This window comes from Streptomyces sp. NPDC057302 (assembly GCF_042667685.1).
Taxonomy (GTDB): domain Bacteria; phylum Actinomycetota; class Actinomycetes; order Streptomycetales; family Streptomycetaceae; genus Streptomyces.
Window position 1 is genome coordinate 1 of record NZ_JBHUZJ010000003.1, and the last position, 25,961, is coordinate 25,961.

Consider the following 25,961-nt stretch of genomic DNA (forward strand, 5'->3'; position numbering starts at 1 on the left):
CCGGTGGGGGCGAGCGCCTCGTCGTGTGTGACGCCCAGGGGCGAGGTACTTCAGAGAAGCCCGTCCCACATCTGCTCGAGCAGCACCGACCACCAGCTCTCCGGCGACGCGAGCGCCGCCGGGTCCAGGGCAGCCAGCTGCCCCTGGAAGTCGACGGTCCAGCGGCCCGCCTGCTCCTGGTTGAGCCCGTAGCGAAGCCGCCACATGCGGCCCAGCAGCGCCAGGCAGCGCGCGAACTCGGGAAGCCCCGTGTTCACGAACTGCGGCGGCACCGGCGCACCGCCCGGCCCCGCCTCCACGGGCACGGCCACGATGTTCGCCGTCCCGTACTGGACGCAGATCGCGCGGCCGAAGTCACTGCCCATGACGAGATACGAGCCCGCGTCCGACGCCGCCTGCACCCCGCGCTCCTGCGCGGTCTCGGCGAGGGTCGGCACCGGACGTCCCGGCTGGGCCTGCGCCCAGAAGAACGGGCCGAAGTCGACGGGCAGACCCGCCACCACGAGCGTGTGCGCCACGAGGTCCGGCACGCCCTGCCGGGACACCGCCCGCTGGTCGAAGCGGAAGATGCCGGGCCCGAACGCGCCCACCAGCTCCTGCGCCACACCCTCCGGCGGAATCGGCGGCGCGGGCTGCACCTGCGGCAGCGGCGCCCGCACCGGGGCGGGGCGCGCGGGACCGTCCGCGACCTGGTGCAACTCGGCCTGGTGCGCGATGAGCTGCTGCATGCCCCCCTGCCGGGACGCGTGGTCCCTGCCGTACGGGGCGATGCTCGTGATCCGTGCCTGCGGCCAGGTCTCACGGATCATCCGGGCGCAGTACGCGCCGGGCAGCTCGCAGGACTCCAGCTCGGTGTGGAGTTCGAGCACCTGCTGCGGCGGCACGTTCATGCCCCGAAGCTCGTGCAGGATCTGCCACTCCGGGTGCGGGGTACCGGGCGCCGAGCGGCGGATGAGCTGCTGCTCGGAGCCGTCCTGCGCGCGGTAACGGAGTACGGCCTGGTAGCCGGGGCCGACGGTCGGCTGCCCGGTGGGCGGCTGCGGGTAGCCGTAGGGCTGCCCCTGCTGGGGCTGGGGAGGCGGCATGCCGGGTAGGCCCGGCCCCTGCGGCGGCATCGGCGCACCCGGGCCACCGACCGCGGGCCCGGCCAGCATGGTCGCGGCATGGTGCACGCCACCGCCGCCGGTACCGGGAGCACCCGGCGCGGCAGGCGGCTGCGGAGCACCCGGAGCACCCGGCGGACCGGGAGGCTGCGGAGCCCCGGGACCCCCCGGCGGCTTGATCCCACCAGGACCACCCAAGCTCGGATCGGCCAGCATGGTCGCGGCATGGTGCACGCCACCGCCACCGGTACCGGGAGCACCCGGCGCGGCAGGCGGCTGCGGAGCACCCGGAGCACCCGGCGGACCAGGAGGCTGCGGAGCCCCAGGACCCCCCGGCGGCTTGATCCCACCAGGACCACCCAAGCTCGGATCGGGCAGCATCGTCGCCGCATGGTGCACCCCACCCGGAGGCGTACCCGGAGCAGCGGGCGGCTGCGGCGTGCCCGGAGTCGCGGGCGGCTGAGGTCCGTCGGGGCCGAGCGCCGAGACCATCTGCGTCGGGACGTAACCGCCCGCCGGGGCGCCCGGAGCACCGGCACCGGACGGCGGCGGCGTACTCCCCGGCGCCACACCGGGAGTCCCCGGAGCGCTGGGCGGAGGCGGCGTACTCGCGCCGCTCCCACGGGCGGCGCGCGGCGGCTGCGCCTTGCTGGTCGCGGCGTCCGCGATGTCCCCGGCACCGGGCGGCACGGAGTGCTGGGCCGCGGCGGGAGCGGCGGGCGCGGCGGGAGCAGGCCCCTGCGGGTAGCCATACGCGGACGGGTCCGGCACGTTCACCCCCGGAGGCGGCGGCATGTTCACCGCGGCACCGGCGGGCGGCGGAGGCAGATTCGGCCCCGGAGCCGCTGGAGCCGCTGGAGCCGCTGGAGCCGCTGGAGCCACCGGAGCTCCCGGAGCCTGCGCACCGGGGCCCTGCGGATAGCCGTACGCGGACGCGTCCGGAACCCCGGGGCCCGCGGGCGGCGGCGGGGTGGAGCCGTCGAGCGCGGGTGCCACCGTCGTCGACGGAAGTCCGCTGCCACCGTGCATCAGCGCGGTCTTGGCCTCGGGCGCGACACCGCGCGGCGGAGCGTCGTCATCGTCACCGCCGACCAGCGGCGGCGCGAACACCGTCGCGGGCGCCTGCACCGAACGGTCGTCGTCGCCGGAGTCCGCGTTGGTGTCCGTACCGGCCCACGGGGTGGCCCCGACGGGCGTACCCGACGAAGCCCCGGCAGCCGGCCACGGCGTACCGCCACCGGGCGCTTCAGGAGCAGCGGACGCGGCGGACGCGGCGGGCGCCACGGGCGCCGAACCGCCGGCATCCCCTGACGAGCCACCCGCGCCAGCGCCGGCGCCGGCCCTGCGATCCGGAATGCCCAACTTGTCCGCCGCCTCCTGGAGCCACTCAGGAGGGCTCAACAGGAACGACGTCTGATTCAGGTCGACCCGCTCCGGCGGAGCCACGGCCGCATCCTCCGGCGCCGCGTCCGCGACCCCGTACTCCTCTTCGTACCGGCGGATCACCTCACCGACCGGCAGCCCCGGCCAGAGCGAGGCATCGCCGCTGTCGCGTGCGATGACGAGCCGCTGACGGCCGCCGTCGGACACCGGACCGTTCTCACGGTCCTCCGCCCACACCACGAAGCCGAGCTCGAACTCCCGCACCCGCACCTCACGGTGCTGATATCCGGGCACATCGCCGTTGATCCACTCCTCGGCGCGCTCCTGCGCCTGCGCGAAGGTCACCATCGACAAGTCACTCCCCCACCGGGACGGCACGCGCGAAGCCGCCGTCCACCATCAGGTTCGCCACGGTCTCCAGCTCCGGCGGATTACCCGCGAGCCGGGACAAGAACGCGTCGAAGTCGTCACCGCACGGCAGCAACAGCCGCTGCACCCGCTCCGCGGGCGCCCAGCCGTCCGTCTCCGAGACGTCACGTGCGTCGTCGTACGCGCAGAACCACACCGAACCGATCCGGTCACCCTTGACCTTCACGGCGAGAATGCCGCCCTGCACGAAGCCAACTCCCAAGTAGTCCTTGGTGAGATGGTCGCGCAGGCACTTGTTCACGTACACCAGGTCGTTGACCGCGGCCTCGTCCCGCACCGTGAAGAACGGCTGGTCGATCAGGAGGCCGAGCTCCGCGTCCAGCGCCGTGCCGACCGGCGCGCAGCCGCCCGCCGCCTTCAGGAAGGAACGGTAGGCACCGGGCAGCCGGTAGCCCAGCTCCTCCTCGGCGCCGACGATCTCCTGCTCGGTCACCGCCACCGACGACTTCGGCAGCGCGAGATGCGCGGGACGGGTCTCCTGGAGCGGGCGCGTGCCCCTCTTGTTCTGGTCCACCGGCGTCGTGGCGAGCCCGCCGTGATGCCGCAGGAGCGCCTTCACCTCCACCGGGACGAGTTCGAGGCGCCGGCCGCCCGGCACGTGGTGCCAGGTCCAGCCGTGCGGGGTCGCCACCGGCGGAATCGTGTCCCACAGGTCATGGTCCGCCGCGGCCATCGCCGCGTTCGCGGAGACGTAGTCCGTCAGACGCAGTTCGTCGACGCCGAAACCCTCCGGGGGCTCGGCGATCTCGGTGGCCGCACGCGCGTAGGCCGAGAAGTCCGGATAGCCGTGCTCGTCCACGCGCACACCCCTGGGATGGCGCGTGGCCCGGACCGGATCCGGGAAGTGCACGACCTGCCCGGCGTAGGCCGCGTTCGGCGGCGCGGCTTGCTGCCCCAGCCGACCTGTCGTCATGGCGGTTGCCCCCTGCGGCACTGTTAATGGTTCTGCGGATCACTGTGCGTGGATGCGCCGTACGTAGATTCTGCGTACTTCTTCCCGCGTTCCGCAGACTGCGGATGTCGACAGCCTATGCGCAAGGACGACACCGGTCACCGGGCCTCCGGTTCCATGACCAGCAGCCACCGAACCGTCACCGTGCGACGAAAGTGCGACGAACGTCAGGCGTGTCGCGGTGCCCCAGCTTCCGCACCACCCGCCCCATTTGGCAGGCTGTCCCCGCAACGCGGGGGCGTGGCACACGCGGTCACACCGCGAGTTGCGGGGAGGGAAGCACCACCATGCACATGGCACAGACCGGTCCGGCCGGCCACACTTCGGCCTCGACAGCGCCTTCGGCGACCGCCGAGAACCACACCGGCGCGGGGGACCCGCGCGTCGGCTGGAGCAGCACCTCCGCACACGCGCCCGCGCTGCGACAGCGCCGCGACGGCATACTTCCCACCGTCGCCGCCGCGCTCTCCGTCCGCGGCGCGACGCTCACCTGCACCGCGGGCCGCGGCGAGGAACCTCCCGCTCTGCACCCACTCGTACAGGACTTCCTCGACACCCTCACAAGCGGTCAGCGCGAACGCTTCACCGGCCGCTGCGCCGAGGCCATCCTCATCTCGCGCCACCTCACGGCGGCCGACGGCAGCCGCTCCAAACGCGCGGCCCGAAAACCGATGACCAACGGCGAGGCCCGCAAGGCCCTCAAGCACTCCAAACTCACCACCCGCCGCATCCGCGAGGACGGCGACCCCCTGCACGGCGGCTTCGCCCGCCCCTGCCGCTCCTGCACCGCCCTCACCTCGCACTTCGGCGTACGGATCGTGGACCCCACGTCATCGGAGTCCTGACCCCCACCACCGAACCGCCGACACCGCCGACCGCGAACCGCAACGAGGGCCGCCCATGCACACGGAACAGCACACCGAGAACCCCGCCCCGCAGAGCGCCGCGTCCCCCCGCTTCCCCGTCCCCGTCGATGCCGCCCTGCGCGCCGCCGGCTGGACCCCGGGGCGCTGGGACATAAAGCAGGCCGAGATCTGGGCCGACGTCCTGCGCCGCCACACCTCACCGGCGGGACATCAGCACGCGGTCTTTCCCGCCGCCGTCGAGGCGTGGGCCGAATTCGGCGGACTGCACATCACCCCGCAGGGCCCCGGCCGCCACCTGGCGCCCGCCTCCGTGCACCTCGACCCGCTGTACGGCCTCCACCTGGCCCGCACCCTCGGCGACCTCGGCCGGGCCCTGGACACCGAGGTCTGCCCCATAGGAGAGGAGACGGAGACCCAGGCCCTGCTCGCCATCGACGCCGAAGGGCGGGTCTACAGCCTCGACCACAGCGGCGACTGGTTCCTGGGCCCGCACATCGACGAGGCCCTCGCCACGCTGACCTCGGGCAGCCGGCCCGAGCGCCTGAAGGCGGGCTGAGCCCTAGGCGACCGCGGGCAGCACCGCGGACACCCGGAAACCACCCGCGTCCGTCGGCCCCGACACGAAGACACCGCCCAACGCGGTGACCCGCTCCTTCATGCCCACCAGGCCGTTGCCCCCGCTCGGCAGCCGGGCGTCCCCGGAACCCGCCTCCGGCGGCGGCTCGTTCTCCACCTGCATCGCGATCTCCGCGCCGCGGTGCGCGAGCCGCACATACGTCTTGGCACCGGCGGCATGCTTGTGGACGTTGGTCAACGCCTCCTGGACCACCCGGTAGGCGGTCTGCTCGACGTCCGGCGCGTACGCACGGGTCTCGCCCTCCACCGACAGGTCCACCGCCATCCCCGCCGCCCGGGACTGCCCCACCAGCTCCTCGAGCTCCTCCAGGCACGGCCCGTCCTCGTCCACCGCACGCGAGGCCGCCGCCGCGGCGGCGAACCCCACGGCGGCCAGCGGCACCACGTCGGACTGCGAACCGTGCCGGCCGCCCACCGCGGGCCTGCTCTCCCCGGTCCGCAGCACGCCGAGCATCTCGCGCAGCTCCGTCAGCGCCTGCCGCCCCATGTCACCGACGAGGGCGGCGTTCTTCACCGCCTTCTCGGGATCCTTGCGGGCAACGGCCTGCAAGGCGGCGGCATGCACGACCATCAGACTCACGCGATGCGCGACCACGTCGTGCATCTCCCGCGCGATCCGCGTCCGCTCCTCGTTGCGCGCCCACTCGGCCCGCTCCTCGGCCCGCTCGGCAAGGAGCTGCAGCTCCCGCTCCAGGCTGTCGGCGCGCTCCCGCAAGCTCTCCATGAGCCGCCGCCGGGCCCCCACGTACAGCCCGAGCAGAATCGGCGGCGCGGTCAGCCCGATGGACGTGGTGATCGCGATGAACGGTATGAACCCCTCCGCGAATCCCAGCTCTCCGTGCTCCATGTCCTGGCGCGTGCGCACCAGCGTCACGATGAGCGTCCCGAGCAAGGACATCCCGGCGAGCGAACCGATGATCCGCCGCGGCAGTTCGGACGCGGCCAGCGTGTACAGCCCCACGACGGTCAGGAAGATGCCCATCTGCGCGGGCGTGATCGCGATGGAGATGAGCACCACGGCGATCGGCCACCGCCGCCGCAGCACGAGCGAGGCCCCGGCGACCACCCCGAACGCGACCCCCACCCCCGTGGGCACCCCCGTGTCCCTCGCGAACGTGATCCCTTCGGCTCCGCACTCCGCCGCCGACGCCAGCGCGAGCCCCACATCCAGCACGGCACTGCGCCGCCGCTCCCACCACCACGGCCCGGTCACGGCCGCGCTGTGGTTCTCCCCCGTCGTGGTCATGCCGTCCAGCCTACGGGCGACAAGCCCTCCTTTTCCGGCGAGTTTCCGGCTCAGTGATCGAACGCACGCGCTGTTCGAGGGGAAGCGAAACCTGCCGTTTTCCCTCGAACTGTTGAACCGCCCGCCATTCCCGACCGGACGTCCGCATTCCGGACAAGAGTCGCCGCATGACGGAAATCACGGGCAAGTACGCCGACTTCGAGGACCTGCGGGAACGAGCGATCGCCTTGCGGCGGGAGGGGCTGAGCCTGCGGCAGATCTCCGCGGAGCTTGGAGTGCGCAACAAGGAGACCTTGAGCCGCCTCGTACAGGGCGAGCCCCCCGCCGAGTGGACCAAGCGCCCAAGGGCGAAGGACGACCTGCGGGACCGGGCACGCGAGCTGCGCCGCCAAGGCCGGACGTACAACGAGATCCGGGCCGAGCTGGGCTGCTCCAAGAGCTCGGTCTCACTGTGGGTACGAGATCTGCCGCACCCGGAGCCCAAGTGCACGCCCGAGGAGCAGCGCGCACGCATGAACGCCGGGCTTGCACGGCTCCGGGCCGACCAGGACCGCGAGCGCCGGGCGACCAAGCAGGCCGCGGCCGCGGAGATCGGCCGGCTGTCGGACCGCGAGCTGTTCATCGCCGGAGTGGCCCTCTACTGGGCCGAAGGGTCCAAGGACAAGCCGTACCGCCGCGCCGAGGCGCTGCAGTTCATCAACAGCGACCCGAATGTGATCCGGCTCCACCTGCGCTGGCTTGCGCTGCTCGGCGTCGAGCCCGACCGCTTGACCTTGCGGGTCAGCATTCACGAAGCCGCGGACGTGGCAGCCGCAGAGCGGCACTGGGCAGACGTCGTCGGTGTCGACGTCCGCGCGTTCAGCAAGCCGACCCTGAAGAAGCACAAGCCCCGCACCACGCGCAGGAACACGGGAGACGGGTACCACGGGTGCCTCGTGATCTACGTGAGGCAAAGCGCTGATCTCTACCGTCGCATGGAAGGCGCTTGGTACGGCATAGTGTTGGGTGCCGAAACGGCAACCTGACCGAATGTCCGATTCGGGTTGCTTTAATCCCCCGTGGTGTAATTGGCAGCACTGTGGCTTTTGGTGCCATCTGTCCGGGTTCAAGTCCTGGCGGGGGAGCTTCTCGGGTTCGGGTCCTGACCGCAAGGTCGGGACCCGCCCTCATTTCCGGCCCACATCGCCCCGGTATCCTGCGGATGTCCAATCCCCGCACATCCGAAGCCGAAGGGCACCCCCGTGAGCGCCAACAGCCCGGCAGCCGTCGTCGTCCTCGCAGCGGGTGAGGGCACCCGTATGAAGTCGGCCACCCCCAAGGTCCTGCATGAGATCTGTGGGCGTTCCCTCATCGGGCATGTGCTCGAAGCCGCGTACGCGCTGAGCCCGGAGCGGCTCGTGACCGTCGTCGGGTTCGCCCGTGAGCAGGTCGTCGCGCACCTCGGGTCGATCGCCCCGGACGTGCGCACGGCCTACCAGAGCGAGCAGAAGGGCACGGGCCACGCCGTCCGCATCGCCCTGGACGAGCTCGGCGGCGCCGTGGACGGGACCGTCATCGTCGTCTGCGGCGACACCCCGCTGCTGACCGGCGCGACCCTGCGGAAGCTGGCCGCCACGCACACGGGCGACGGCAACGCCGTGACCGTGCTGACCGCCGAGGTCCCGGACGCGACCGGCTACGGCCGCATCGTGCGGGACGTCGAGAGCGGCGCGGTGACCGCCATCGTGGAGCACAAGGACGCCACCGAGACGCAGCGCGCGATCCGTGAGATCAACTCCGGGGTGTTCGCGTTCGACGGCCAGCTGCTGGCGAAGGCGCTCGGCAAGGTCCGTACGGACAACAGTCAGGGCGAGGAGTACCTGACCGATGTTCTGGGGATCCTGCGGGAAGCGGGGCATCGGGTGGGCGCCGCCGTCACCGGTGATCACGAGGAGATCGCGGGGATCAACAACCGCGTACAACTGGCCGCGGCCCGCCGCACCTTGAACGACCGGCTGCTGACCGAGGCCATGCTGGCCGGCGTGACGGTCGTGGATCCGGTGTCGACGTGGATCGACGCGACGGTGACGTACGAGCAGGACGCGCTGGTGCACCCCGGTACGCAGCTCCAGGGCGCCACGCACCTCGGTGCGGGCTGCGAGGTGGGGCCCAACTCCCGTCTGAAGAACACCAGGGTGGGCGCGGGGGCCCGGGTGGACAACACGGTCGCGTACGACTCGGAGGTCGGGGAGCAGGCGAGCGTCGGTCCGTACGCGTATCTGCGGCCGGGTTCCCGGCTCGGCCTGAAGGCCAAGGCGGGTACGTACGTGGAGATGAAGAACGCGTCGATCGGCGAGGGCTCGAAGGTTCCGCACCTTTCGTACGTGGGTGACGCGACGATCGGTGATTTCACCAACATCGGCGCTGCCAGCGTGTTTGTGAATTACGACGGTGAGGCGAAGCACCACACGACGGTGGGGTCGCACTGCAAGACCGGTTCGGACAACATGTTTGTGGCTCCCGTCACGGTCGGGGACGGCGCTTATACGGCGGCGGGTTCGGTCATCACGAAGGATGTTCCGGCCGGTTCGCTGGCCGTGGCCCGTGGCCAGCAAAGGAATATCGAGGGTTGGGTGGCGCGCAAGCGTCCGGGGAGCGCGGCGGCGAGGGCGGCGGAGGCGGCGTCCGAGGAGTCCAGGAATTCGGGCGGCGGAAGCTGACCGGAAACAGGTGCGTCGGACACGGCGTACCGTGATAGGTGCACACCATTTCGGCCGACTCAGCGCACGGGACGCGCGGTTTCGGCAGCGGGAAGAACTCGTCTGAGGAGACAAGTGCTGTGACCGGGATCAAGACGACCGGCGAGAAGAAGTTGATGCTCTTCTCCGGCCGAGCCCACCCCGAGTTGGCCGAGGAGGTCGCACACAGGCTGGGTGTCGGCATCGTGCCGACGAAGGCTTTCGATTTCGCCAACGGCGAGATCTATGTGCGTTATCAGGAGTCGGCTCGTGGCGCGGACTGCTTCTTGATCCAGAGCCACACGGCTCCGATCAACAAGTGGATCATGGAGCAGTTGATCATGATCGACGCGCTGAAGCGCGCGTCGGCCCGCTCCATCACCGTGATCGTGCCGTTCTACGGCTACGCGCGCCAGGACAAGAAGCACCGCGGCCGTGAGCCGATCTCGGCCCGTATGGTCGCCGACCTGATGAAGACCGCGGGCGCGCACCGCATCCTCACGGTCGACCTGCACACGGACCAGATCCAGGGCTTCTTCGACGGCCCGGTCGACCACCTCTTCGCACTGCCGATCCTCGCGGACTACGTGGGCGCGAAGGTCGACCGCGACAAGCTGACGGTGGTCTCGCCCGACGCCGGGCGCGTCCGCGTCGCCGACCGCTGGTGCGACCGTCTGGGCGCCCCGCTGGCCATCGTGCACAAGCGCCGCGACAAGGACGTCGCCAACCAGGTCACCGTCCACGAGGTCGTGGGTGAGGTGAAGGGCCGCGTCTGCGTCCTGGTCGACGACATGATCGACACGGGTGGCACGATCTGCGCCGCCGCCGACGCCCTGTTCGCGCACGGCGCGGAGGACGTCATCGTGACCGCCACGCACGGCGTGCTCTCCGGCCCGGCCGCGGACCGTCTGAAGAACTCCAAGGTGAGCGAGTTCGTGTTCACGGACACGCTGCCCGACCCGGGCGACCTGGAGCTCGACAAGATCACGGTGCTCTCGATCGCGCCGACCATCGCCAACGCGGTGCGTGAGGTCTTCGAGGACGGTTCGGTGACGAGCCTCTTCGACGAGCAGGCCTAACAGGTCTGGCGGGTCCGGCCCTGGCGGGCCCGATCGATAGATCAACTTTGAGGCGGCCTCCCCCGCCGGGTAGACTCACCGAGTTGCTCGGCGAGGGAGGCCGTACTCATTGCAGTACGGCGGTCCGTTATCGACGCGCTCTTCGAAGCAGGCCAGTAAGTCGTATGGCCGGGTGACTCCCTCCATCCGATACACCTGATCCGCTTACGAGGAGTGCACATGTCCGAGGTCAAGCTCGCCGCAGAGACCCGCACGGAGTTCGGCAAGGGCGCTGCCCGCCGCATCCGCCGCGAGCTCAAGGTTCCCGCCGTCGTCTACGGCCACGGTGGCGACCCCATGCACATCACGCTTCCGGGCCACGAGCTGCACCTCGCGCTCCGTGCGTCCAACGTCCTGCTCGCCCTGGACATCGACGGCAAGAAGCACCTCGCGATCCCGAAGGCCGTCCAGCGTGACGCCATCAAGGGCTTCCTCGAGCACGTCGACCTGCTGCTCGTCCGTCAGGGCGAGAAGGTCACCGTCGACATCTTCGTCCACACCGAGGGCGAGCTCGCCCCGGGCGGCAACCTGCTGGAGCACGTGCTCAACGCGCTGCCCGTCGAGGCCGAGGCCACGCACATCCCGGAGTCGGTGACCGTCTCCATCGCCGGTCTCGAGGCCGGTGCGACCATCCTCGCCAAGGACATCCCGCTGCCCGCCGGCACGACGCTGAACGTCGAGGACGACGTGGTCGTTCTCCAGGTGCTGGCCGCGCAGGCCGAGGAGGCCGAGGCCACCGAGGGCGAGGCCGACGCCGCCGCCGAGGCCTGAGCCTCGACCACGATCGACCGGGTTCGATCCAGTTCCGGCTGAGCTCGACTCTGCCAACCGCCGCTCCGCGCTCCGTGCGCGGGGCGGCGGTTGGGCTATGAAGGAGACATGCAGATGACGACGGACCCCAGCGCGCCCTGGCTGATCGTGGGTCTGGGCAATCCAGGCCCTGGGTACGCCATGAACCGGCACAACGTGGGCTTCATGGTGGCCGATCTGCTCGCGGAGCGGATCGGCGGCTCGTTCAAGCGGAGCGGGCGTACGCAGGCGCAGGTGCTGGAGGGCCGGATCGGCCCGGTGGGTCCGGCGAACCGCCGGGTGATCCTGGCGAAGCCGATGTCGTACATGAACGTGTCGGGTGGCCCGGTGACGGCGCTGCGCGATTTCTACAAGGTCCCGACGGCGAACATCGTGGCGGTCCACGACGAGCTGGACATCGACTACGGCACGCTGCGGCTGAAGCTGGGCGGCGGCGACAACGGCCACAACGGTCTGAAGTCGATGACGAAGGCGATGGGCCCGGACTATCACCGGGTGCGGTTCGGGATCGGGCGCCCGCCGGGCCGTATGCAGGTGGCGGATTTCGTCCTCAAGGACTTCTCCTCGGCGGAGCGCAAGGAGCTGGGCTACTTCGTGGACCGGGCGGCGGACGCGGCCGAGGCGCTGGTGATCGAGGGTCTGGAGCGGGCGCAGAGCTCGTACAACTCCTGAGCGGCTCCCCCAGGCGGTTGACTGAGCGCAGCGCCATGGCCAAGGATCGCCGCCATGAATGCGCTGCTACTCGTACGCCGGACGGCCATGGGCGGGATCGCGGTGCTGCTGCTGGTCGCGGGGTTCTGGGCGTCCTGGGGCACGGCGCAGCACGTGATGCTCTCCGGTGAGCGTGAGCGGGGCACGATGCGGGTGACGCGGTGCTCGTCGGACACCTGCGTCGGTCCGTACGCCCCTTCGTCGTCCTCCTCGGCCTCCGGCTTCAGGCCGCGCGACCGGGTCGAGATCGACCGCTCGATCGCGGAGAAGAAGGGGGCGCGGATCCCCGTGGCGGTGAAGCCCGGTACGTCCGAGGTCGTCCGCACGGGCGGCCCCGGCTTCCTCCACGCGTGGCTTCCGCTGGGCGGAGCGCTGCTGCTCGCCGCGGTGGTGGTCGCCGGTGGTCTGCGCCTGCCCCGTACGGCAGGGGCCCTGGCCCTGGCGGGCGGCGCGCTCCTGACGGCGTCGTTCGTGACGCTGGCGTTCTGACCCGCGGGCGGGCGCTGCGGAACCCGGAGCGCCCGCCCGTAGGAATCAGCCGGTGTTGCGCAGGCCCGCCGCCACGCCGTTGACCGTGAGAAGCAGTGCGCGGCCAAGGAGCGGATCCGCTTCCTCGCCCGCCGCCGCCGCGTCACGCTGGCGCTTCAGGAGTGCGACCTGGAGGTAGGAGATCGGGTCCAGGTACGCGTCCCGGATGCCGAACGTCTGCTGGAGCTCCGGGTGGGAGCCGAGCAGTTGCGTGCTGCCGGTGATGCGCAGGACCTCCGCCACCGTCAGCGCGTGCTCCGCCTCGATCACGTCGAACACGTGCTTCAGCTCGTCGGGGACGAGCGTGTCCACGTAGTGCCGGGCGATCCGCAGGTCGGTCTTGGCCAGGGTCATCTCGACGTTCGAGAGGAAGTTGCGGAAGAAGTGCCAGTGCTCGTGCATCTCGCCGAGCACGGTGTCCAGGCCGGCCTCGCGCAGCGCCTTGAGGCCCGAGCCGACGCCGAACCAGCCCGGCACGATCTGCCGCGACTGGGTCCAGCCGAAGACCCACGGGATGGCGCGCAGGCCGTCGAGCGAGACGCCCGAGCCGGGGCGGCGCGAGGGACGCGAGCCCAGGTGCAGGTCGGCGAGCTGGTCCACCGGCGTCGACGCGAGGAAGTACGAGGGCAGGTCCGGGTCCTCGACGAGCTTGCGGTAGGCGGTGTGGGCCGCGTCGCTCACCACGTCCATCGCCGCGTCCCAGCGGGCGAGCGCCTCGTCCGACTGCCGGGGAGCCGTGTGCAGGGCCGAGGCCTGCAGCGTCGCCGCGACCGTCAGCTCCAGGTTCTCCCTGGCCAGCGAGGGCACCAGGTACTTGTCGGAGATGACCTCGCCCTGCTCGGTCACCTTGATCTCGCCCTCGAGCGTGCCCCAGGGCTGGGCCAGGATCGCGTCGTGCGAGGGGCCGCCGCCACGGCCGACCGTGCCGCCACGGCCGTGGAACAGCCGCAACCGAACCCCGTAACGGTGCGCAACATCGCGCAACCTCCGCTGGGCGCGGTGGATCTCCCACTGGGAGGTGGTGATGCCGCCGAACTTGGAGGAGTCCGAGTAGCCGAGCATGACTTCCTGGACGTCGCCGCGGAGCGCGACCAGCTTGCGGTACGACGGGTCGGCGAGCATCTCGTCGAGGATGACGTCGGCGGCGCGCAGCTCGTCCGTCGTCTCCAGGAGCGGCACGATGCCGATCTTCGCCCAGCCTGCGTGCAGGTCGATGAGGCCTGCCTCGCGGGCCAGGACGGACGCGGCGAAGACGTCGTCCGCGCCCTGGCACATCGAGATGATGTACGACTCGATGACCTCGGGCCCGAAGACCTCGAGGGCCTTGCGCACGGTGAGGAAGACCCCGAGGGTCTTCTCGCCGGCGGCGTCCAGGGGGGCGGGCGAGGGACCGAGCGGCCTGCGCGAACGCAGCTCCTTGGCGAGCAGCTTCTGCCGGTATTCGCGCGGCATGTCCACGTAGCGCCAGGACTCCTCGCCCAGGCGGTCGAAGAGCTGGCCGAGCGCGTGGTGGTGGGCGTCGGCGTGCTCCCGTACGTCCATGGTGGCGAGCTGGAGGCCGAACGCCGCGAGCGTACGGATCGTGCGGTTCATGCGGCCGTCGGCGAAGAGGGCGCCCTTGTGCTCGCGCAGCGACGACTGGACGAGGGTGAGGTCGTGCAGGAGCTCACCGGTGCCGAGGTAGTCGCGCCCGTCCTCGTGGGCGGTGCCGCGGGCGAGGCGCTCCTTGGTGTTCTCCAGCTTCTGCCGGATGCAGGTGGCCTTGAGGCGGTACGGCTCTTCGGCGTTGAGCCGCTTGTAGCGCGGGCTGATCTCGGGCAGCCGCTCCAGGTCGAGCTGGAGGGAGGCCTTCAGTTCCTCGGTGGCTCCGGTGTAGCGGATGGAGTTGGAGAGGAAGCCGCGCAGCTCGTCGACGAGGGCGACGGCGTCGTTGATGCCGTGCTCGTGCTGGAGGATCAGGACGTCCCAGGTGACGGCGGGCGTCACGTTCGGGTTGCCGTCGCGGTCGCCGCCGATCCAGGTGCCGAAGGTGAGCGGCCGGGTGCCCTCGGGGAGCTGGACGCCGACGCGCTCCAGCTCTGCGGTGAGGTCTTCCAGTACGTCCCCGACGGCGCCGGCGTGCAGCTCGTCCAGGTAGTAGATGGCGTTGCGTGCCTCGTCCGCGGGTTCGGGACGCACGACGCGCAGCTCGTCGGTCTGCCACACCAGGTCGATGTTCTCGGCGAGGCGGGTGTCGTGACGGCGCCGGTCGGCCTCGATGACCGGGGTCTCCAGGAGCTCGGCGACGCGGCGCAGCTTGTTGAGGACGGAGCGGCGGGCGGCCTCGGTGGGGTGCGCGGTGAAGACGGGGCGCACGTTCAGGTGCTCCACGGTCTGGCGCAGGTGCTCGGGGTCCGCGTCCTTGAGCCGGTCCGCGGTGCGGGCGAGGAGCCCGCCCTCGGCGGCGCGGCGGGCGCGCAGCTCGCGCCCGCGGTGGACCTGCTCGGTCACGTTGGCCAGGTGGAAGTACGTGGAGAAGGCGCGGACCAGCTTGGCCGCGGTCTCCAGTTCGGTGCCACCGAGCAGGCGGGCGGCGGCCTCGCCGTCCTCGCGGGTCAGGCGGCGGACCTTCTCGACCAGTTCGAGGAGCTCCGAGCCCTCCTGACGTACGAGGGTCTCGCCCAGCAGGTCGCCGAGGCGGCGGATGTCGGCGCGCAGCTCGGTGCTGGCTGTGGTGGTCTGGTCGTCGGCACTGCTCACAGGTGCGGCTCCTTGCAGTGTTGAAGCACGTCAGGTCTGGGAGGGGGTGCCCCGGCCGGATAGAAAACCCGGATTCCGGGGACACGGGGAGATAGAGAGCGGACCGCGCTGTCCGACCGTTTCCGATTCCAAGGATAGGTGTCACATCGCGGCACGGACTCGCGGCTCTTGCCGCGGGGCTCCGCGCTGCCATACTTACGACGCCGTAGGTTACGGGACCGTAGCTAACGCGGTACCCGTGATCGCGCGCCCGCCGCACTCGCGCCGTGACCCTCAATCCTCGACCCCACAGGGGACGTGCCCATGACCACATCTTCCGATGCGTACTCCGACACCGATGTGATCGAAGACGCTTCGCGATCGACGACGGCCGACTCCACGTCGGCGTCCGCCGCCCCCTCCGCGACGCTCGGCGGTGAGCAGAAGCGCTCACTCGAGCAGCTGACACTGCTTCTGTTCATCGTCGTCCCGTTCCTGGCCCTGGTTGCGGCGGTGCCGCTGGTCTGGGGCTGGGGGGTGAGCTGGCTGGACCTCGGCCTGCTGGTGTTCATGTACTACCTGGGCTGCCACGGCATCACGATCGGTTTCCACCGCTACTTCACGCACGGCTCCTTCAAAGCGAAGCGTCCGCTGCGGATCGCGCTGGCCGTGGCGGGGTCGATGGCGGTGGAGGGCCCGCTGGTCCGCTGGGTGGCGGACCACCGCAAGCACCACAAGTTCTCGGACGCGGAGGGTGACCCGCACTCCCCGTGGCGCTTCGGCGAGACCGTCCCGGCGCTGATGAAGGGCCTGTGGTGGGCGCACATCGGCTGGATGTTCGACGAGGAGCAGACCTCGCAGGAGAAGTACGCACCGGATCTGATCAAGGACCCGGCGATCCGGCTGGTCTCCCGCCAGTTCCTCCTCTGGACCATCGTTTCGCTCGCCATTCCGCCGCTGGTGGGCGGTCTGGTGACGATGTCGTGGTGGGGCGCCTGCACGGCGTTCTTCTGGGGTTCGCTGGTCCGGGTCGCCCTGCTCCACCACGTCACGTGGTCGATCAACTCGATCTGTCACGCGGTGGGCAAACGTCCCTTCAAATCGCGCGACCGTTCGGGCAACGTGTGGTGGCTCGCGGTCCTGTCCTGCGGTGAGTCCTGGCACAACCTCCACCACGCCGATCCGACGTCGGCGCGGCACGGTGTGCTCAGGGGCCAGGTCGACTCGTCGGCGCGGATCATCCGCTGGTGCGAGCAGCTGGGCTGGGCGACGGATGTGCGCTGGCCGTCGGAGTCCCGTATCGATGCCCGCCGAAAGCAGCAGACCGTCGGCCCGGCATGATTGACGACGTGGCGACCGACTCCAGCAACACCAGCCCCTCCAGCAAAGAGAAGCAGCCCCGGCGTACGCGCCGGACGCGGATGACGGGTGCCGAGCGCCGGGAGCAGTTGCTGGACATCGGACGCACGCTCTTCGCCGCCAAGGGCTTCGAAGGCACGTCGGTGGAGGAGATCGCGGCGAAGGCCGGCGTCTCCAAGCCCGTCGTGTACGAGCACTTCGGCGGGAAGGAGGGGCTGTACGCGGTGGTGGTGGACCGCGAGATGCGGGCGCTGCTCGACGGTGTGACGGGGGCGCTGACGGCGGGCCACCCGCGCGAGCTCCTCGAACAGGCGGCGTTCGCCCTCCTGGACTACATCGAGACGTACACGGACGGCTTCCGCATCCTGGTCCGCGATTCGCCGGTGGCGCAGTCGACGGGCACCTTCGCTTCGCTGATCTCGGACATCGCGACGCAGGTGGAGGACATCCTGGGTCAGGAGTTCAAGACGCGGGGCTTCGACCAGAAGCTCGCCCCGCTGTACGCGCAGGCGCTGGTCGGCATGGTCGCGCTGACGGGCCAGTGGTGGCTGGACGTGCGCAAGCCGAAGAAGGCGGAGGTGGCGGCCCACCTGGTGAACCTCGCCTGGCACGGCCTGGACGCCCTGGAACCGAAGCCGCGCCTGATAGGCCACCGCAAGAGTTAGCGCCGACGCCTGGGCCACACATCCACCCCCCGCTGCTCACCGCTCCGGACCCCAGACCCCCGGAGCGGGCCTTGCCGCGGGGCGGAGGGGCGGGCGGCCTGCGGAGCCGTCTTCGCCCTTCAAGACCGCCGCTTCGCGGCGGTTCAGTGTGCAGCCGACGACGGCGACAGCGCCCCAGCAGCAGCGGCCGCAACCCGCAGCTCCCGCCGCAGCCACAGCGCCCCAGCAGCAGCCGCTACAACCCCGGCTCCCGCGCCCGCTCCCGCTCCAGGAACTCCAGGCGGTTGCCCACCGGATCCTCCGCGTAGAAGCGCCGATGCCCCGGCAGGGCGTCGTCCCAGGTGACGGCGGTGCCCCGCGAGGCCAGGCGGTGGGCATACGCGGAGATGTCCCGCACCCGCAGCCCGGGATGCGCCTTCCTCGCCGGGCGGAAGTCCACCTCGATGCCCAGGTGAAGCTGCACCGCCCCCGCAAGGAACCAGCACCCGCCCCGCGAGACCAGCACTCCCGGCTTGGGGATCTCCGTCATGCCGAGTACGTCGACGTAGAAGGCCCGCAGCTCCGGCTCGCTCCCCGGCGGGGCGGCCAGCTGGACGTGGTCGATGCCGGTCAGCACGGCCTCACCCCGCCCGCCGGGCCACCGCGAACACCCTGCGGAAGGGAAAGACCGTGCCGCCCGCCCCCGCCGGGTACGCCTTCCGCAGCAGCTCCCGGTACTCCGCCAGGAACGCCTCCCGCGCCTCCGCGTCGTCCGCGAGCGCGGTGAGGACCGGACGCAGGCCCGTCCCCTTCACCCAGTCCAGGACCGGGTCCTGCCCCTCCAGGAGGTGCAGATACGTCGTCTCCCAGGCATCCACCTCGCACCCCAGCGCCACGAGCCGCTCCAGATAGGCCGTCGGCGAGAGCACCGCGTCCGCGTGCCGCAGCCGCCCGCCGAGCCGCTCGCGCCACCGCTCCGACTCGCTCAGCTCGCGCATCAGGACATGGCTGGGGGCGTCGAAGTTGCCGGGGACCTGGAAGGCGAACGTGCCGCCGGGGGCCAGCGCCGCGATCCAGGCGGGGAAGGAGTCCGGGTGGCCCGGCACCCATTGGAGCGTCGCGTTGGACAGGATCAGGTCGTACGCCCCTTCGGCCGGCGCCCAGTCCGCCGCGTCCGCCGCGGCGAAGTCCAGCCGGCCACCCTGCCCCGTGGGGCCCGCGAGGCTCTCGGCCCGGTCCAGCATCTCCCGCGAGTTGTCGTAGCCGGTGACGTGCGCGGTGGGCCAGCGCTCGGCGAGGAGGCGGGTGACGTTGCCGGGGCCGCAGCCCAGGTCAGCGATGCGCGGCGGGCGCTCACCGGTGGCGGGGAGCTCGGGCACGCGGGCCAGCAGGTCGACGAACGGGCGGGCCCGGTGGCCGGAGTGGCGCAGGTACTGGCCCGGATCCCAGGTGGGAGAGGGACTGCCAGGAGCGACGGACATGGGGAGGTCTCCTCCGGGGATCTGGACAAGGAACGAGTCCGGGCAAGGATGAGTCCGGGCAATTCGCCTTCGTATCGGTGCCACGGACGCCGTATCACCATCCTGAACCCCGAAGTATCTTGACGTCAAGAGACTTCATGTCGACAGACCCCCTACACTGATCGTCATGGAGGACGAGGTCGACCGTCTGGTCGCAGCATGGCGCCGGGAGCGCCCCGACCTCGACGTGGAACCACTCGAGGTGCTCAGCCGTGTCAGCAGGCTGGCCCGGCATCTCGACAGGGCCCGTCGGCTCGCGTTCTCCGAGCACAATCTGGAGCCGTGGGAGTTCGACGTACTGACGTCGCTGCGGCGCGCGGGATCGCCGTATCAGCTCTCGCCCGGACAGCTCCTCACCCAGACCCTGGTGACGTCCGGCACGATGACCAACCGCATCGACCGGCTCGCGAAGAAGGGCCTCGTCGAGCGGCTTCCGGATCCCAGCGACCGGCGCGGCGTGCTCGTGCGGCTGACCGAGGAAGGGCAGGACCGCGCGGACCAGGCCCTAGCCGGTCTGCTCAAGCAGGAGCGCGCGATCCTCGCCGAGCTCTCCCGCGGACAGCGTGGCGAACTGGCCGCGCTGCTACGCCAGTTGACCGCCCCGTTCGACAACATCCCCGGCTAGGTCGACCGGCCCCACCCCGGCCCGGCGCGCCAGCGCCACGGCAGCGAGCGTGGAGTGGACGCCCAGCTTCCCCAGCACGTTCTGCATGTGCGTCCGCACGGTGTGCGGGGAGAGGAAGAGGCGCTCGGCCACGGCCTTCCTGCCCAGGCCCGCCACCATGCAGCGAAGCACCTCGCGCTCGCGCGGGGTCAGCGACTCCACCAGGCGCTCGGATTCCGTGCGGTGCTTGCGCGCCGCGGTCAGTTCACGCAGGACGCCGGTGAGCAGCGCGGGCGGCAGATGGGTCTCCTCCCGCAGCACGCCCCGTATGACCGTCAGCAGCCGGGAGAGCGAGCAGTCCTTGGCGACCCACCCCGACGCGCCCGCCTGGAGCGCGAGGGCGGCCCGGCGCGGGTCGTCCTTCTCGGCGAGCACGACCGTGCGGACCATAGGCTGGCCCGAACGGACCCCGGCCACCAGGGATATGCCGTCCACCAGGCCGTCCGCGTTGCCCTCCTGCACGGAAGGCGCGGGGCGGACACCCTGCACGGAGCTCGCGGACGCGCCCAGATCGGCGTCGACGAGCAGCACGTCGTACCGGCGCCCCTCGGCTATCCCCCGCTCCAGGCAGCGCAGTGCGGCGGGGCCGCTGCCCGCCGCGGATACGTCGACGTCCGGCTCCGCCGCGAGTGCCGCTGCGAGCGACTCGGCGAAGATGCGATGGTCGTCGACGACCAGGACTCGGATACGAACCACTGAAACCCCCTCCCCCAGGCTCTCCTCGAAGAGCAGGGGATACCCCCGTCGAAGCAACGTCGGAGGACGTACGGTGCGGGTACGACACCCGGAACGGGGGTCGTCGCAGTCGCACGGCCGCCGCCGAGCTGTGACTGCTACCCCCACGCCGGGTGTCGTACCCGACTGTCTCGCCCCCTGATCAGTGCCGGCCCCCACCGGCACTGCCACTCAGAGTAGGGCCGCACGGCAGGAGCGGAAGGTAATTTACAGAACTGACTGGCCAGCGCGTTTATGGTGAGCCGTATGTTTCGTATTGAGACAGGAGTCGACAAAGAGCGGTTCGCTCTGCTCCTCGCCGGACTCCAGGAAGCGAACTCGACGGCATCTCCCGTGATCCGCGCCCTGCGCGGCACCCCGCAGGACCGTGAAATACCGCTGGCCGTCTGGCTGATGGAGCGCACGGAAGGCCTGATCGGGGGCCTCGCCGGGCACACGTGGGGCCGCTGGCTCCACGTGAACCACCTCTGGGTCAGCGGGAACCACCAGGGCGCGGGGTTCGGCGCCCGGCTCCTCGCCGAGGCGGAGCGCATCGCCCGGGAGGAGCGGGACTGCCTCAACTCCCGGGTGGAGACCTGGGACTTCCAGGCTCCCGGGTTCTACCGCGGGCAGGGGTACGAGGTGGTGTCGGTGATCCCCGATTATCCGCAGGGCGCCAAGGAGTTCACCCTCACGAAGAAGCTGGTCTGACGTCACGCCAGGCGGCGCGCTCCCGCCGACGGCACCGCCGGGAACACCCGGGGGGCCGTGAAGCCCGCCGCGGTGAACGCCTCCAGGATCGACTTCGTCACCGGCTCCGCGTCCGCCTCCTCCACGAGGACGATCGCCGAGCCGCCGAAGCCGCCGCCCGTCATGCGCGCGCCGATCGCCCCGGCCGTGTCGGCGCAGGAGACGACCAGGTCCAACTCCGCGCAGGAGATCCGCAGATCGTCCCGCAGCGACGCGTGCCCCTCGGTCAGGACGGGCCCGATCGCCCGCACCTCGCCCGCGTCGAGCAGGCCGATGACCTGCTCCACCCGGTGGTCGTCGGAGACGATGTGGCGTACGTAGCGGCGGATCTTCTCATCCGTCAGCTTCGCCAGGGCCGCCGGGAGTTGCGCGTACTGCACGTCCCGCAGGTGGGAGACGCCGAGTATGCGCGCGCCTTCCTCGCAGCCGGCCCGCCGCTCGGCGTAGGCGCCGTCGCCCAGCTCGTGCTTGACCCGGGTGTCGACGACGAGCAGCCGCAGGCCGTGCGCGGCGAGGTCGAAGGGGACCTGGCGTGTCGTCAGGTCCCGGCAGTCCAGGTGCAGGGCGTGGCCCTCGGTGGCGCACGCGGAGGCCATCTGGTCCATCACGCCGCACGGCACGCCGACGAAGGCGTTCTCGGCGCGCTGGGCCAGGACCGCCAACCGCGGTGCGTCCAGGCCGAGTTCGCAGAGGTCGTTCAGGGCGAGCGCGGTGACGACCTCCAGGGCCGCCGACGAGGAGAGGCCCGCCCCGGTCGGCACGGTCGACGCGAGGTGGATGTCGGCGCCGCCCGAGACCGCGTGGCCCGCGTCCCGCAGCGCCCACACCACGCCCGCCGGGTAGGCGGCCCAGCCGCCCTGCCCGGCCCCGGCGCTCAGCGAGAGCGGGGTCAGCTCCTCGACGCGCAGCTCGGCGACCGGTGCGTCGATGTCCGCCGAGTGGAGGCGCAGGACGCCGTCGGTGCGGAGCGCCACCGCCGCCACCGCGGTGTGCGGCAGGGCGAGCGGCATGACGAAGCCCTCGTTGAAGTCCGTGTACTCGCCGATCAGATTGACCCGGCCCGGCGCCGACCAGACCCCGTCCGGCTCATACCCGTACAGCTCGGCGAACTGCCCCGCTACGTCCATCGGTTAACCCCTTCAACCCCTGTTAACGCTGGGCGAAAGCCCATGCGTCGGCGACGATGCCCGCAAGGTCCGCGCGGGTCGGATTCCAGCCGAGGCGCTCGCGCGCGGTGGCCGCGGACGCGACGAGGACCGCCGGGTCGCCGCCGCGGCGCGGGGCCATGACCTCGGGGATCGGATGCCCCGTGACCTGGCGGACGGTCTCGATGACCTCGCGCACGGAGAAGCCGTTGCCGTTGCCGAGGTTGCAGATCAGGTGCTCGCCCGAGGTGGCCGCCTCGACCGCCAGGAGGTGCGCCTGCGCCAGGTCCGCGACGTGGATGTAGTCGCGGACGCAGGTGCCGTCCGGGGTCGGGTAGTCGCCGCCGTAGACGGAGATGGCCTCGCGCTTGCCCTGGGCCACCTGGAGGACCAGCGGGATCAGGTGCGACTCGGGGTCGTGGCGCTCGCCGACCATGCCGTTTGAAGGCGTGCCGTACGCCCCCGCCACGTTGAAGTAGCGCAGCGAGACCGCGCCCAGGCCGTGGGCGGTGGCCTCTCCGGTGATCATGTGGTCGACGGCGAGCTTGGACGCGCCGTACGGGGAGGTCGGGGCGGTGGGGTCCGACTCGGTGATGGGGCTGCTGACCGGCTCGCCGTACGTGGCCGCGGTGGAGGAGAAGACCAGCTTGCGCACGTCCGCGTCGCGCATCGCGGCGAGCAGCGCCATCGTGCCGCCGACGTTGTTGTCCCAGTACTTCTCGGGCTTCACGACGGACTCGCCGACCTGCGAGAAGGCGGCGAAATGCAACACGGCGTCGAAGGAGGAGTCCAGCCACTTGGCGGCATCGCGGATGTCGCCCTCGACGAACGTCGCGCCGGACGGGACGCCCTCGCGGAATCCGGTGGAGAGGTTGTCCAGGACGGTCACCTCGTGCCCGGCCTCGATCAGATGCTGGGCCACCACGCTTCCCACATAGCCCGCCCCGCCGGTGACCAGGTACTTACCGCTCATGAACTCGCTACCTCTCGCAGTCGCTGGGCCGCGGCTTCCGGCGGCACGTCGTTGATGAACACGCTCATGCCGGATTCGGAACCCGCGAGGAACTTCAGCTTGCCCGAAGTGCGGCGAATGGTGAAAAGCTCGAGGTGCAGGGCGAAGTCGTCCCGATTGACCGCTGTGTACCCCTCGGCTCCCTCGATCGTGCCGAAGGGCGCCTGGTGCCACGCCGCGATGTACGGAGTGAGCGCCTCGCCCTCGGCCCCACCCTCACCGAAGATCCGGTCGAAGCGCCTCAACAGTTCCAGATAGACCTGGGGAAACTCTGTGCGCGCCGCTTCGTCGAGCCCGAGCAGGTCGGGCACCCGGCGCTTGGGGTAGAGGTGCACCTCGTAGGGCCAGTGCGCGGAGTAGGGGACGAACGCGACCCAGTGCGCGGTCTCCAGGACGACGCGCTCACCCGCCGACTCCTCGGCCACGACGTCGTCGAAGAGGTTGCGCCCGCCCGTCGCCGCCTTGTGCGCGGCAAGGGACCTCAGCATCAGGGACGTACGCGGGGTGACGAAGGGGTAGGCGTAGATCTGCCCGTGCGGGTGGCCCAGGGTCACGCCGATCTCGGCGCCGCGGTTCTCGAAGCAGAAGACCTGCTCCACCGAGGGCAGGTGCGAGAGCTCGGCGGTCCGGTCCGTCCACGCGTCCAGGACGAGCCCCGCCTGCGCCTCCGTGAGGTCGGCGAAGGACGAGTCGTGGTCGGAGGTGAAGCAGACGACCTCGCACCGTCCGGCATCACCGGCGAGCGAGGGGAAGCGGTTCTCGAAGACCACCACGTCGTACGAGGAGTCGGGGACCTCGCTCAGCCGCTCGCCCTCGGAGGGGCAGAGCGGGCACTCGTCGGCCGGCGGGTGGTAGGTGCGGCCCTGGCGGTGCGAGGCGATGGCGACCGCGTCACCCAGAAGGGGGTCCCTGCGGATCTCCGACGTGGTGGAGATGGGGTCCAGGGGCCTGCGGTCGATGGCGTCGCGCACCGCGTCGTCACGTGCGTCGTAGTAGATGAGCTCACGACCGTCTGCGAGACGGGTCGAGGTCTTCTTCACGTCCGTGGCTCCTCACCAACACCCACCCAACATAATCAAACACAACAAACCACAAGGCAACACCATCGTCAAGGGCGCCGAGCTGAGCGAGGGCTATGCGTCCGATCACAATCCAACAAAGAACACCAACAGAAGTCTTCAGTTATTGAAGCGAGAAGCGTAGGTTCCGGTCTGATCAGTTCGCGCAACGAAGCGAGTTCCCCATGCAGTCCCCCACACAGACCCTGGCCGAGGGGCTTCGGCTGCCCACCAACGGCCTCGACTACGCGATCCTCGCGATCTACTTCGCCGTCGTCCTGGGCATCGGCTTCGCCGCCCGGCGCTCCGTGAAGACCAGCCTCGACTTCTTCCTCTCGGGCCGTTCGCTGCCCGCCTGGGTCACCGGCCTCGCGTTCGTCGCCGCGAACCTCGGCGCCACCGAGATCCTCGGCATGGCCGCGACCGGCGCCCAGTACGGCGTCGCGGTCGTCCACTGGTACTGGATCGGCGCCATCCCGGCGATGGTCTTCCTCGGCCTCGTGATGATGCCGTTCTACTACCGCAGCAAGGTCCGCTCGGTCCCCGAGTACCTGCTCCAGCGCTTCGACAAATCGGCTCACCTGCTGAGTTCGGTGCTCTTCGCGTTCGCCGCGATCCTCATCGCGGGCGTCAACCTCTACGCCCTGTCGATCGTCGTCGAGGCGCTCCTCGGCTGGCCGCAGTGGGTGGCGATCGTGGTCGCCGGCTTCTTCGTCCTCGCGTACATCACGATCGGCGGGCTCTCCTCGGCGATCTACAACGAAGTCCTCCAGTTCTTCGTGATCCTGGCCGCGCTCATCCCGATCTGCGTCATCGGCCTGAAGAAGGTCGGCGGCTGGGACGGGCTTTCCGGCTCGATCGAGAAGCAGCACGGCGCCGACTTCATGAGTGCGTGGGGCGGCACCGGCATCGGTGACGCCAACCCGCTGGGCGCGAACTGGCTGACGATCATCCTCGGCCTCGGCTTCGTGCTCTCCTTCGGCTACTGGACGACCAACTTCGCCGAGGTCCAGCGCGCCCTGTCCGCGAAGAACCTCTCCGCCGCCCAGCGCACCCCGCTGATCGCCGCCTTCCCGAAGATCTTCATCGTCTTCCTGGTGATGATCCCGGGCCTGGTCGCGGCCGTACTCGTCCCGAAGATCGGCACGGCGGGTTCGGACCTGACGTACAACGACGCGATCCCGTACCTGATGCAGGAGTTGCTGCCCAACGGCGTGCTCGGCATCGCGGTGACCGGTCTGCTCGCGGCGTTCATGGCGGGCATGGCGGCGAACGTGTCGTCCTTCAACACCGTCTTCACGTACGACATCTGGTCCAAGTACGTGGTCAAGGGCCGCGAGGACGCCTACTACCTGCGGTTCGGCCGTCTGATCACCGCGATCGGCGTCCTGGCCTCCATCGGAACGGCCTTCATCGCCTCGTCGTTCTCGAACATCATGGGCTACCTCCAGACGCTGTTCTCCTTCTTCAACGTCCCGATGTTCGTGGTCTTCATCATCGGCATGTTCTGGAAGCGGGCCTCGGTGAAGTCCGGTGTGTGGGGCCTGCTCGCGGGCACCACCGCCGCGATGATCAACTACTTCTACATCTACAAGCAGGGCGTCATCGACATCCCGACCGACCAGGGCGCCAACTTCGTCTCGGCGATCGTCGGCTTCGTCGCCGGCGCCGTGGTGATGGTCGTGGTCACGCTCTTCACCGCGCCCAAGCCGGAGGCCGAACTGGCCGGTCTGGTCTACGGGACGGCGTCGCCGGGCCTGGAGGAGCCGCCCGCCGAGGGCGACGACGCCTGGTACCGCAAGCCCGCGCTCCTCGGCTGGGGAGCGATCGTGCTCGCCGCGCTCTGCTACCTGCCGTACTCGCTCTAACCCCGATCGG

At 70.6% G+C, this 25,961-nt stretch carries 23 protein-coding genes and 1 tRNA gene; 14 read left to right on the top strand and 10 right to left on the bottom strand.

Translation table 11 applies throughout. The features are described from left to right. Positions 1 to 50: 50 nt before the first annotated feature. A complete protein-coding gene (locus ACFUPX_RS03025; protein WP_383314882.1) occupies positions 51 to 2,834 on the bottom strand; it encodes an SUKH-4 family immunity protein in 2,784 nt (927 codons plus the stop codon). A gap of 7 nt (positions 2,835 to 2,841) precedes the next feature. Further along, the gene (locus ACFUPX_RS03030) at positions 2,842 to 3,828 is read right to left on the bottom strand and encodes an SMI1/KNR4 family protein (protein WP_383314885.1); all 987 of its coding nucleotides are present in this window, start codon (positions 3,826 to 3,828) and stop codon (positions 2,842 to 2,844) included. A 326-nt stretch (positions 3,829 to 4,154) separates the two neighbouring features. Here ACFUPX_RS03030 and ACFUPX_RS03035 point away from each other — a divergent pair, with 326 nt between their 5' ends. Both ACFUPX_RS03035 and ACFUPX_RS03040 read left to right on the top strand, forming a co-directional pair. Next, complete coding sequence (locus ACFUPX_RS03035) at positions 4,155 to 4,712, top strand: YwqJ-related putative deaminase (RefSeq protein ID WP_383314888.1); 558 nt, start codon at positions 4,155 to 4,157, stop codon at positions 4,710 to 4,712. A gap of 55 nt (positions 4,713 to 4,767) precedes the next feature. After that, positions 4,768 to 5,289: an SUKH-3 domain-containing protein gene (locus ACFUPX_RS03040; RefSeq protein WP_383314892.1), complete on the top strand. Its 522-nt coding sequence runs from the start codon at positions 4,768 to 4,770 to the stop codon at positions 5,287 to 5,289. 3 nt (positions 5,290 to 5,292) lie between these two features. Here the strand turns inward: ACFUPX_RS03040 and ACFUPX_RS03045 are convergent, their stop codons facing one another. Next, entirely contained in the window at positions 5,293 to 6,615 is a 1,323-nt protein-coding gene (locus tag ACFUPX_RS03045; protein WP_383314894.1) for a sensor histidine kinase, read from the bottom strand. A 167-nt stretch (positions 6,616 to 6,782) separates the two neighbouring features. Here ACFUPX_RS03045 and ACFUPX_RS03050 point away from each other — a divergent pair, with 167 nt between their 5' ends. The 7 genes from ACFUPX_RS03050 (at position 6,783) to ACFUPX_RS03080 (ending at position 12,460) form a co-directional block, all read left to right on the top strand. Then, complete coding sequence (locus ACFUPX_RS03050) at positions 6,783 to 7,640, top strand: hypothetical protein (RefSeq protein ID WP_383314898.1); 858 nt, start codon at positions 6,783 to 6,785, stop codon at positions 7,638 to 7,640. 27 nt (positions 7,641 to 7,667) lie between these two features. Continuing rightward, positions 7,668 to 7,739: transfer RNA gene (locus ACFUPX_RS03055), tRNA-Gln, on the top strand. Between the two features lie 117 nt (positions 7,740 to 7,856). Then, positions 7,857 to 9,314, top strand: a complete 1,458-nt coding sequence (glmU, locus tag ACFUPX_RS03060; protein ID WP_383314901.1) for a bifunctional UDP-N-acetylglucosamine diphosphorylase/glucosamine-1-phosphate N-acetyltransferase GlmU — start codon at positions 7,857 to 7,859, stop codon at positions 9,312 to 9,314. 119 nt (positions 9,315 to 9,433) lie between these two features. After that, positions 9,434 to 10,411, top strand: a complete 978-nt coding sequence (locus tag ACFUPX_RS03065; protein WP_383314904.1) for a ribose-phosphate diphosphokinase — start codon at positions 9,434 to 9,436, stop codon at positions 10,409 to 10,411. A 219-nt stretch (positions 10,412 to 10,630) separates the two neighbouring features. Next, positions 10,631 to 11,221, top strand: a complete 591-nt coding sequence (locus ACFUPX_RS03070) for a 50S ribosomal protein L25/general stress protein Ctc (protein WP_383314907.1) — start codon at positions 10,631 to 10,633, stop codon at positions 11,219 to 11,221. A gap of 108 nt (positions 11,222 to 11,329) precedes the next feature. Then, positions 11,330 to 11,932 (top strand): aminoacyl-tRNA hydrolase, encoded by a 603-nt coding sequence (pth, locus tag ACFUPX_RS03075; RefSeq protein WP_383314910.1) that lies wholly within the window; start codon positions 11,330 to 11,332, stop codon positions 11,930 to 11,932. A 54-nt stretch (positions 11,933 to 11,986) separates the two neighbouring features. Beyond that, on the top strand, positions 11,987 to 12,460 hold the full coding sequence (locus ACFUPX_RS03080; protein WP_383314913.1) for a hypothetical protein: 474 nt from the start codon (positions 11,987 to 11,989) through the stop codon (positions 12,458 to 12,460). A gap of 45 nt (positions 12,461 to 12,505) precedes the next feature. Here the strand turns inward: ACFUPX_RS03080 and ppc are convergent, their stop codons facing one another. Beyond that, positions 12,506 to 15,238, bottom strand: coding sequence for a phosphoenolpyruvate carboxylase (ppc, locus tag ACFUPX_RS03085; protein ID WP_383314917.1), 2,733 nt, complete (start codon positions 15,236 to 15,238; stop codon positions 12,506 to 12,508). 303 nt (positions 15,239 to 15,541) lie between these two features. On the opposite strand from ppc, the gene ACFUPX_RS03090 reads away from it, so the two are divergent. After that, on the top strand, positions 15,542 to 16,558 hold the full coding sequence (locus ACFUPX_RS03090; protein ID WP_383314921.1) for an acyl-CoA desaturase: 1,017 nt from the start codon (positions 15,542 to 15,544) through the stop codon (positions 16,556 to 16,558). Further along, positions 16,555 to 17,241 (top strand): TetR family transcriptional regulator, encoded by a 687-nt coding sequence (locus ACFUPX_RS03095; RefSeq protein ID WP_383314925.1) that lies wholly within the window; start codon positions 16,555 to 16,557, stop codon positions 17,239 to 17,241. The genes ACFUPX_RS03090 and ACFUPX_RS03095 overlap by 4 nt, the downstream gene beginning before the upstream one ends. A 235-nt stretch (positions 17,242 to 17,476) precedes the next feature. Here the strand turns inward: ACFUPX_RS03095 and ACFUPX_RS03100 are convergent, their stop codons facing one another. Beyond that, on the bottom strand, positions 17,477 to 17,857 hold the full coding sequence (locus ACFUPX_RS03100; RefSeq protein WP_383314928.1) for a VOC family protein: 381 nt from the start codon (positions 17,855 to 17,857) through the stop codon (positions 17,477 to 17,479). Between the two features lie 4 nt (positions 17,858 to 17,861). After that, the gene (locus tag ACFUPX_RS03105; protein WP_383314931.1) at positions 17,862 to 18,701 is read right to left on the bottom strand and encodes a trans-aconitate 2-methyltransferase; all 840 of its coding nucleotides are present in this window, start codon (positions 18,699 to 18,701) and stop codon (positions 17,862 to 17,864) included. Between the two features lie 166 nt (positions 18,702 to 18,867). Here ACFUPX_RS03105 and tamR point away from each other — a divergent pair, with 166 nt between their 5' ends. Further along, positions 18,868 to 19,365 (top strand): MarR family transcriptional regulator TamR, encoded by a 498-nt coding sequence (gene tamR / locus ACFUPX_RS03110; RefSeq protein ID WP_383314935.1) that lies wholly within the window; start codon positions 18,868 to 18,870, stop codon positions 19,363 to 19,365. Here tamR and ACFUPX_RS03115 read toward each other — a convergent pair. Then, a complete protein-coding gene (locus tag ACFUPX_RS03115) occupies positions 19,324 to 20,100 on the bottom strand; it encodes a LuxR C-terminal-related transcriptional regulator (protein ID WP_383314939.1) in 777 nt (258 codons plus the stop codon). The genes tamR and ACFUPX_RS03115 overlap by 42 nt on opposite strands. Before the next feature lie 273 nt (positions 20,101 to 20,373). Here ACFUPX_RS03115 and ACFUPX_RS03120 point away from each other — a divergent pair, with 273 nt between their 5' ends. Then, positions 20,374 to 20,829: a GNAT family N-acetyltransferase gene (locus ACFUPX_RS03120; protein ID WP_383314943.1), complete on the top strand. Its 456-nt coding sequence runs from the start codon at positions 20,374 to 20,376 to the stop codon at positions 20,827 to 20,829. Positions 20,830 to 20,831: 2 nt separating this feature from the next. Here the strand turns inward: ACFUPX_RS03120 and galK are convergent, their stop codons facing one another. The 3 genes from galK to galT are packed head-to-tail and all read right to left on the bottom strand — an operon-like array spanning position 20,832 to position 24,065. After that, the gene (galK, locus tag ACFUPX_RS03125; protein ID WP_383314947.1) at positions 20,832 to 21,995 is read right to left on the bottom strand and encodes a galactokinase; all 1,164 of its coding nucleotides are present in this window, start codon (positions 21,993 to 21,995) and stop codon (positions 20,832 to 20,834) included. 22 nt (positions 21,996 to 22,017) lie between these two features. Next, positions 22,018 to 22,986 carry a UDP-glucose 4-epimerase GalE gene (gene galE, locus ACFUPX_RS03130; protein ID WP_383314951.1) on the bottom strand — a complete coding sequence of 323 codons (969 nt, stop codon included), beginning with the start codon at positions 22,984 to 22,986 and terminating at the stop codon, positions 22,018 to 22,020. Further along, positions 22,983 to 24,065 carry a galactose-1-phosphate uridylyltransferase gene (gene galT, locus ACFUPX_RS03135; protein ID WP_383314955.1) on the bottom strand — a complete coding sequence of 361 codons (1,083 nt, stop codon included), beginning with the start codon at positions 24,063 to 24,065 and terminating at the stop codon, positions 22,983 to 22,985. Before galT ends, galE begins: the two co-directional genes overlap by 4 nt. A gap of 203 nt (positions 24,066 to 24,268) precedes the next feature. Between galT and ACFUPX_RS03140 the strand changes: the two genes are divergently transcribed. After that, positions 24,269 to 25,951 carry a sodium:solute symporter family protein gene (locus ACFUPX_RS03140; protein WP_383314959.1) on the top strand — a complete coding sequence of 561 codons (1,683 nt, stop codon included), beginning with the start codon at positions 24,269 to 24,271 and terminating at the stop codon, positions 25,949 to 25,951. Positions 25,952 to 25,961: the final 10 nt, after the last annotated feature.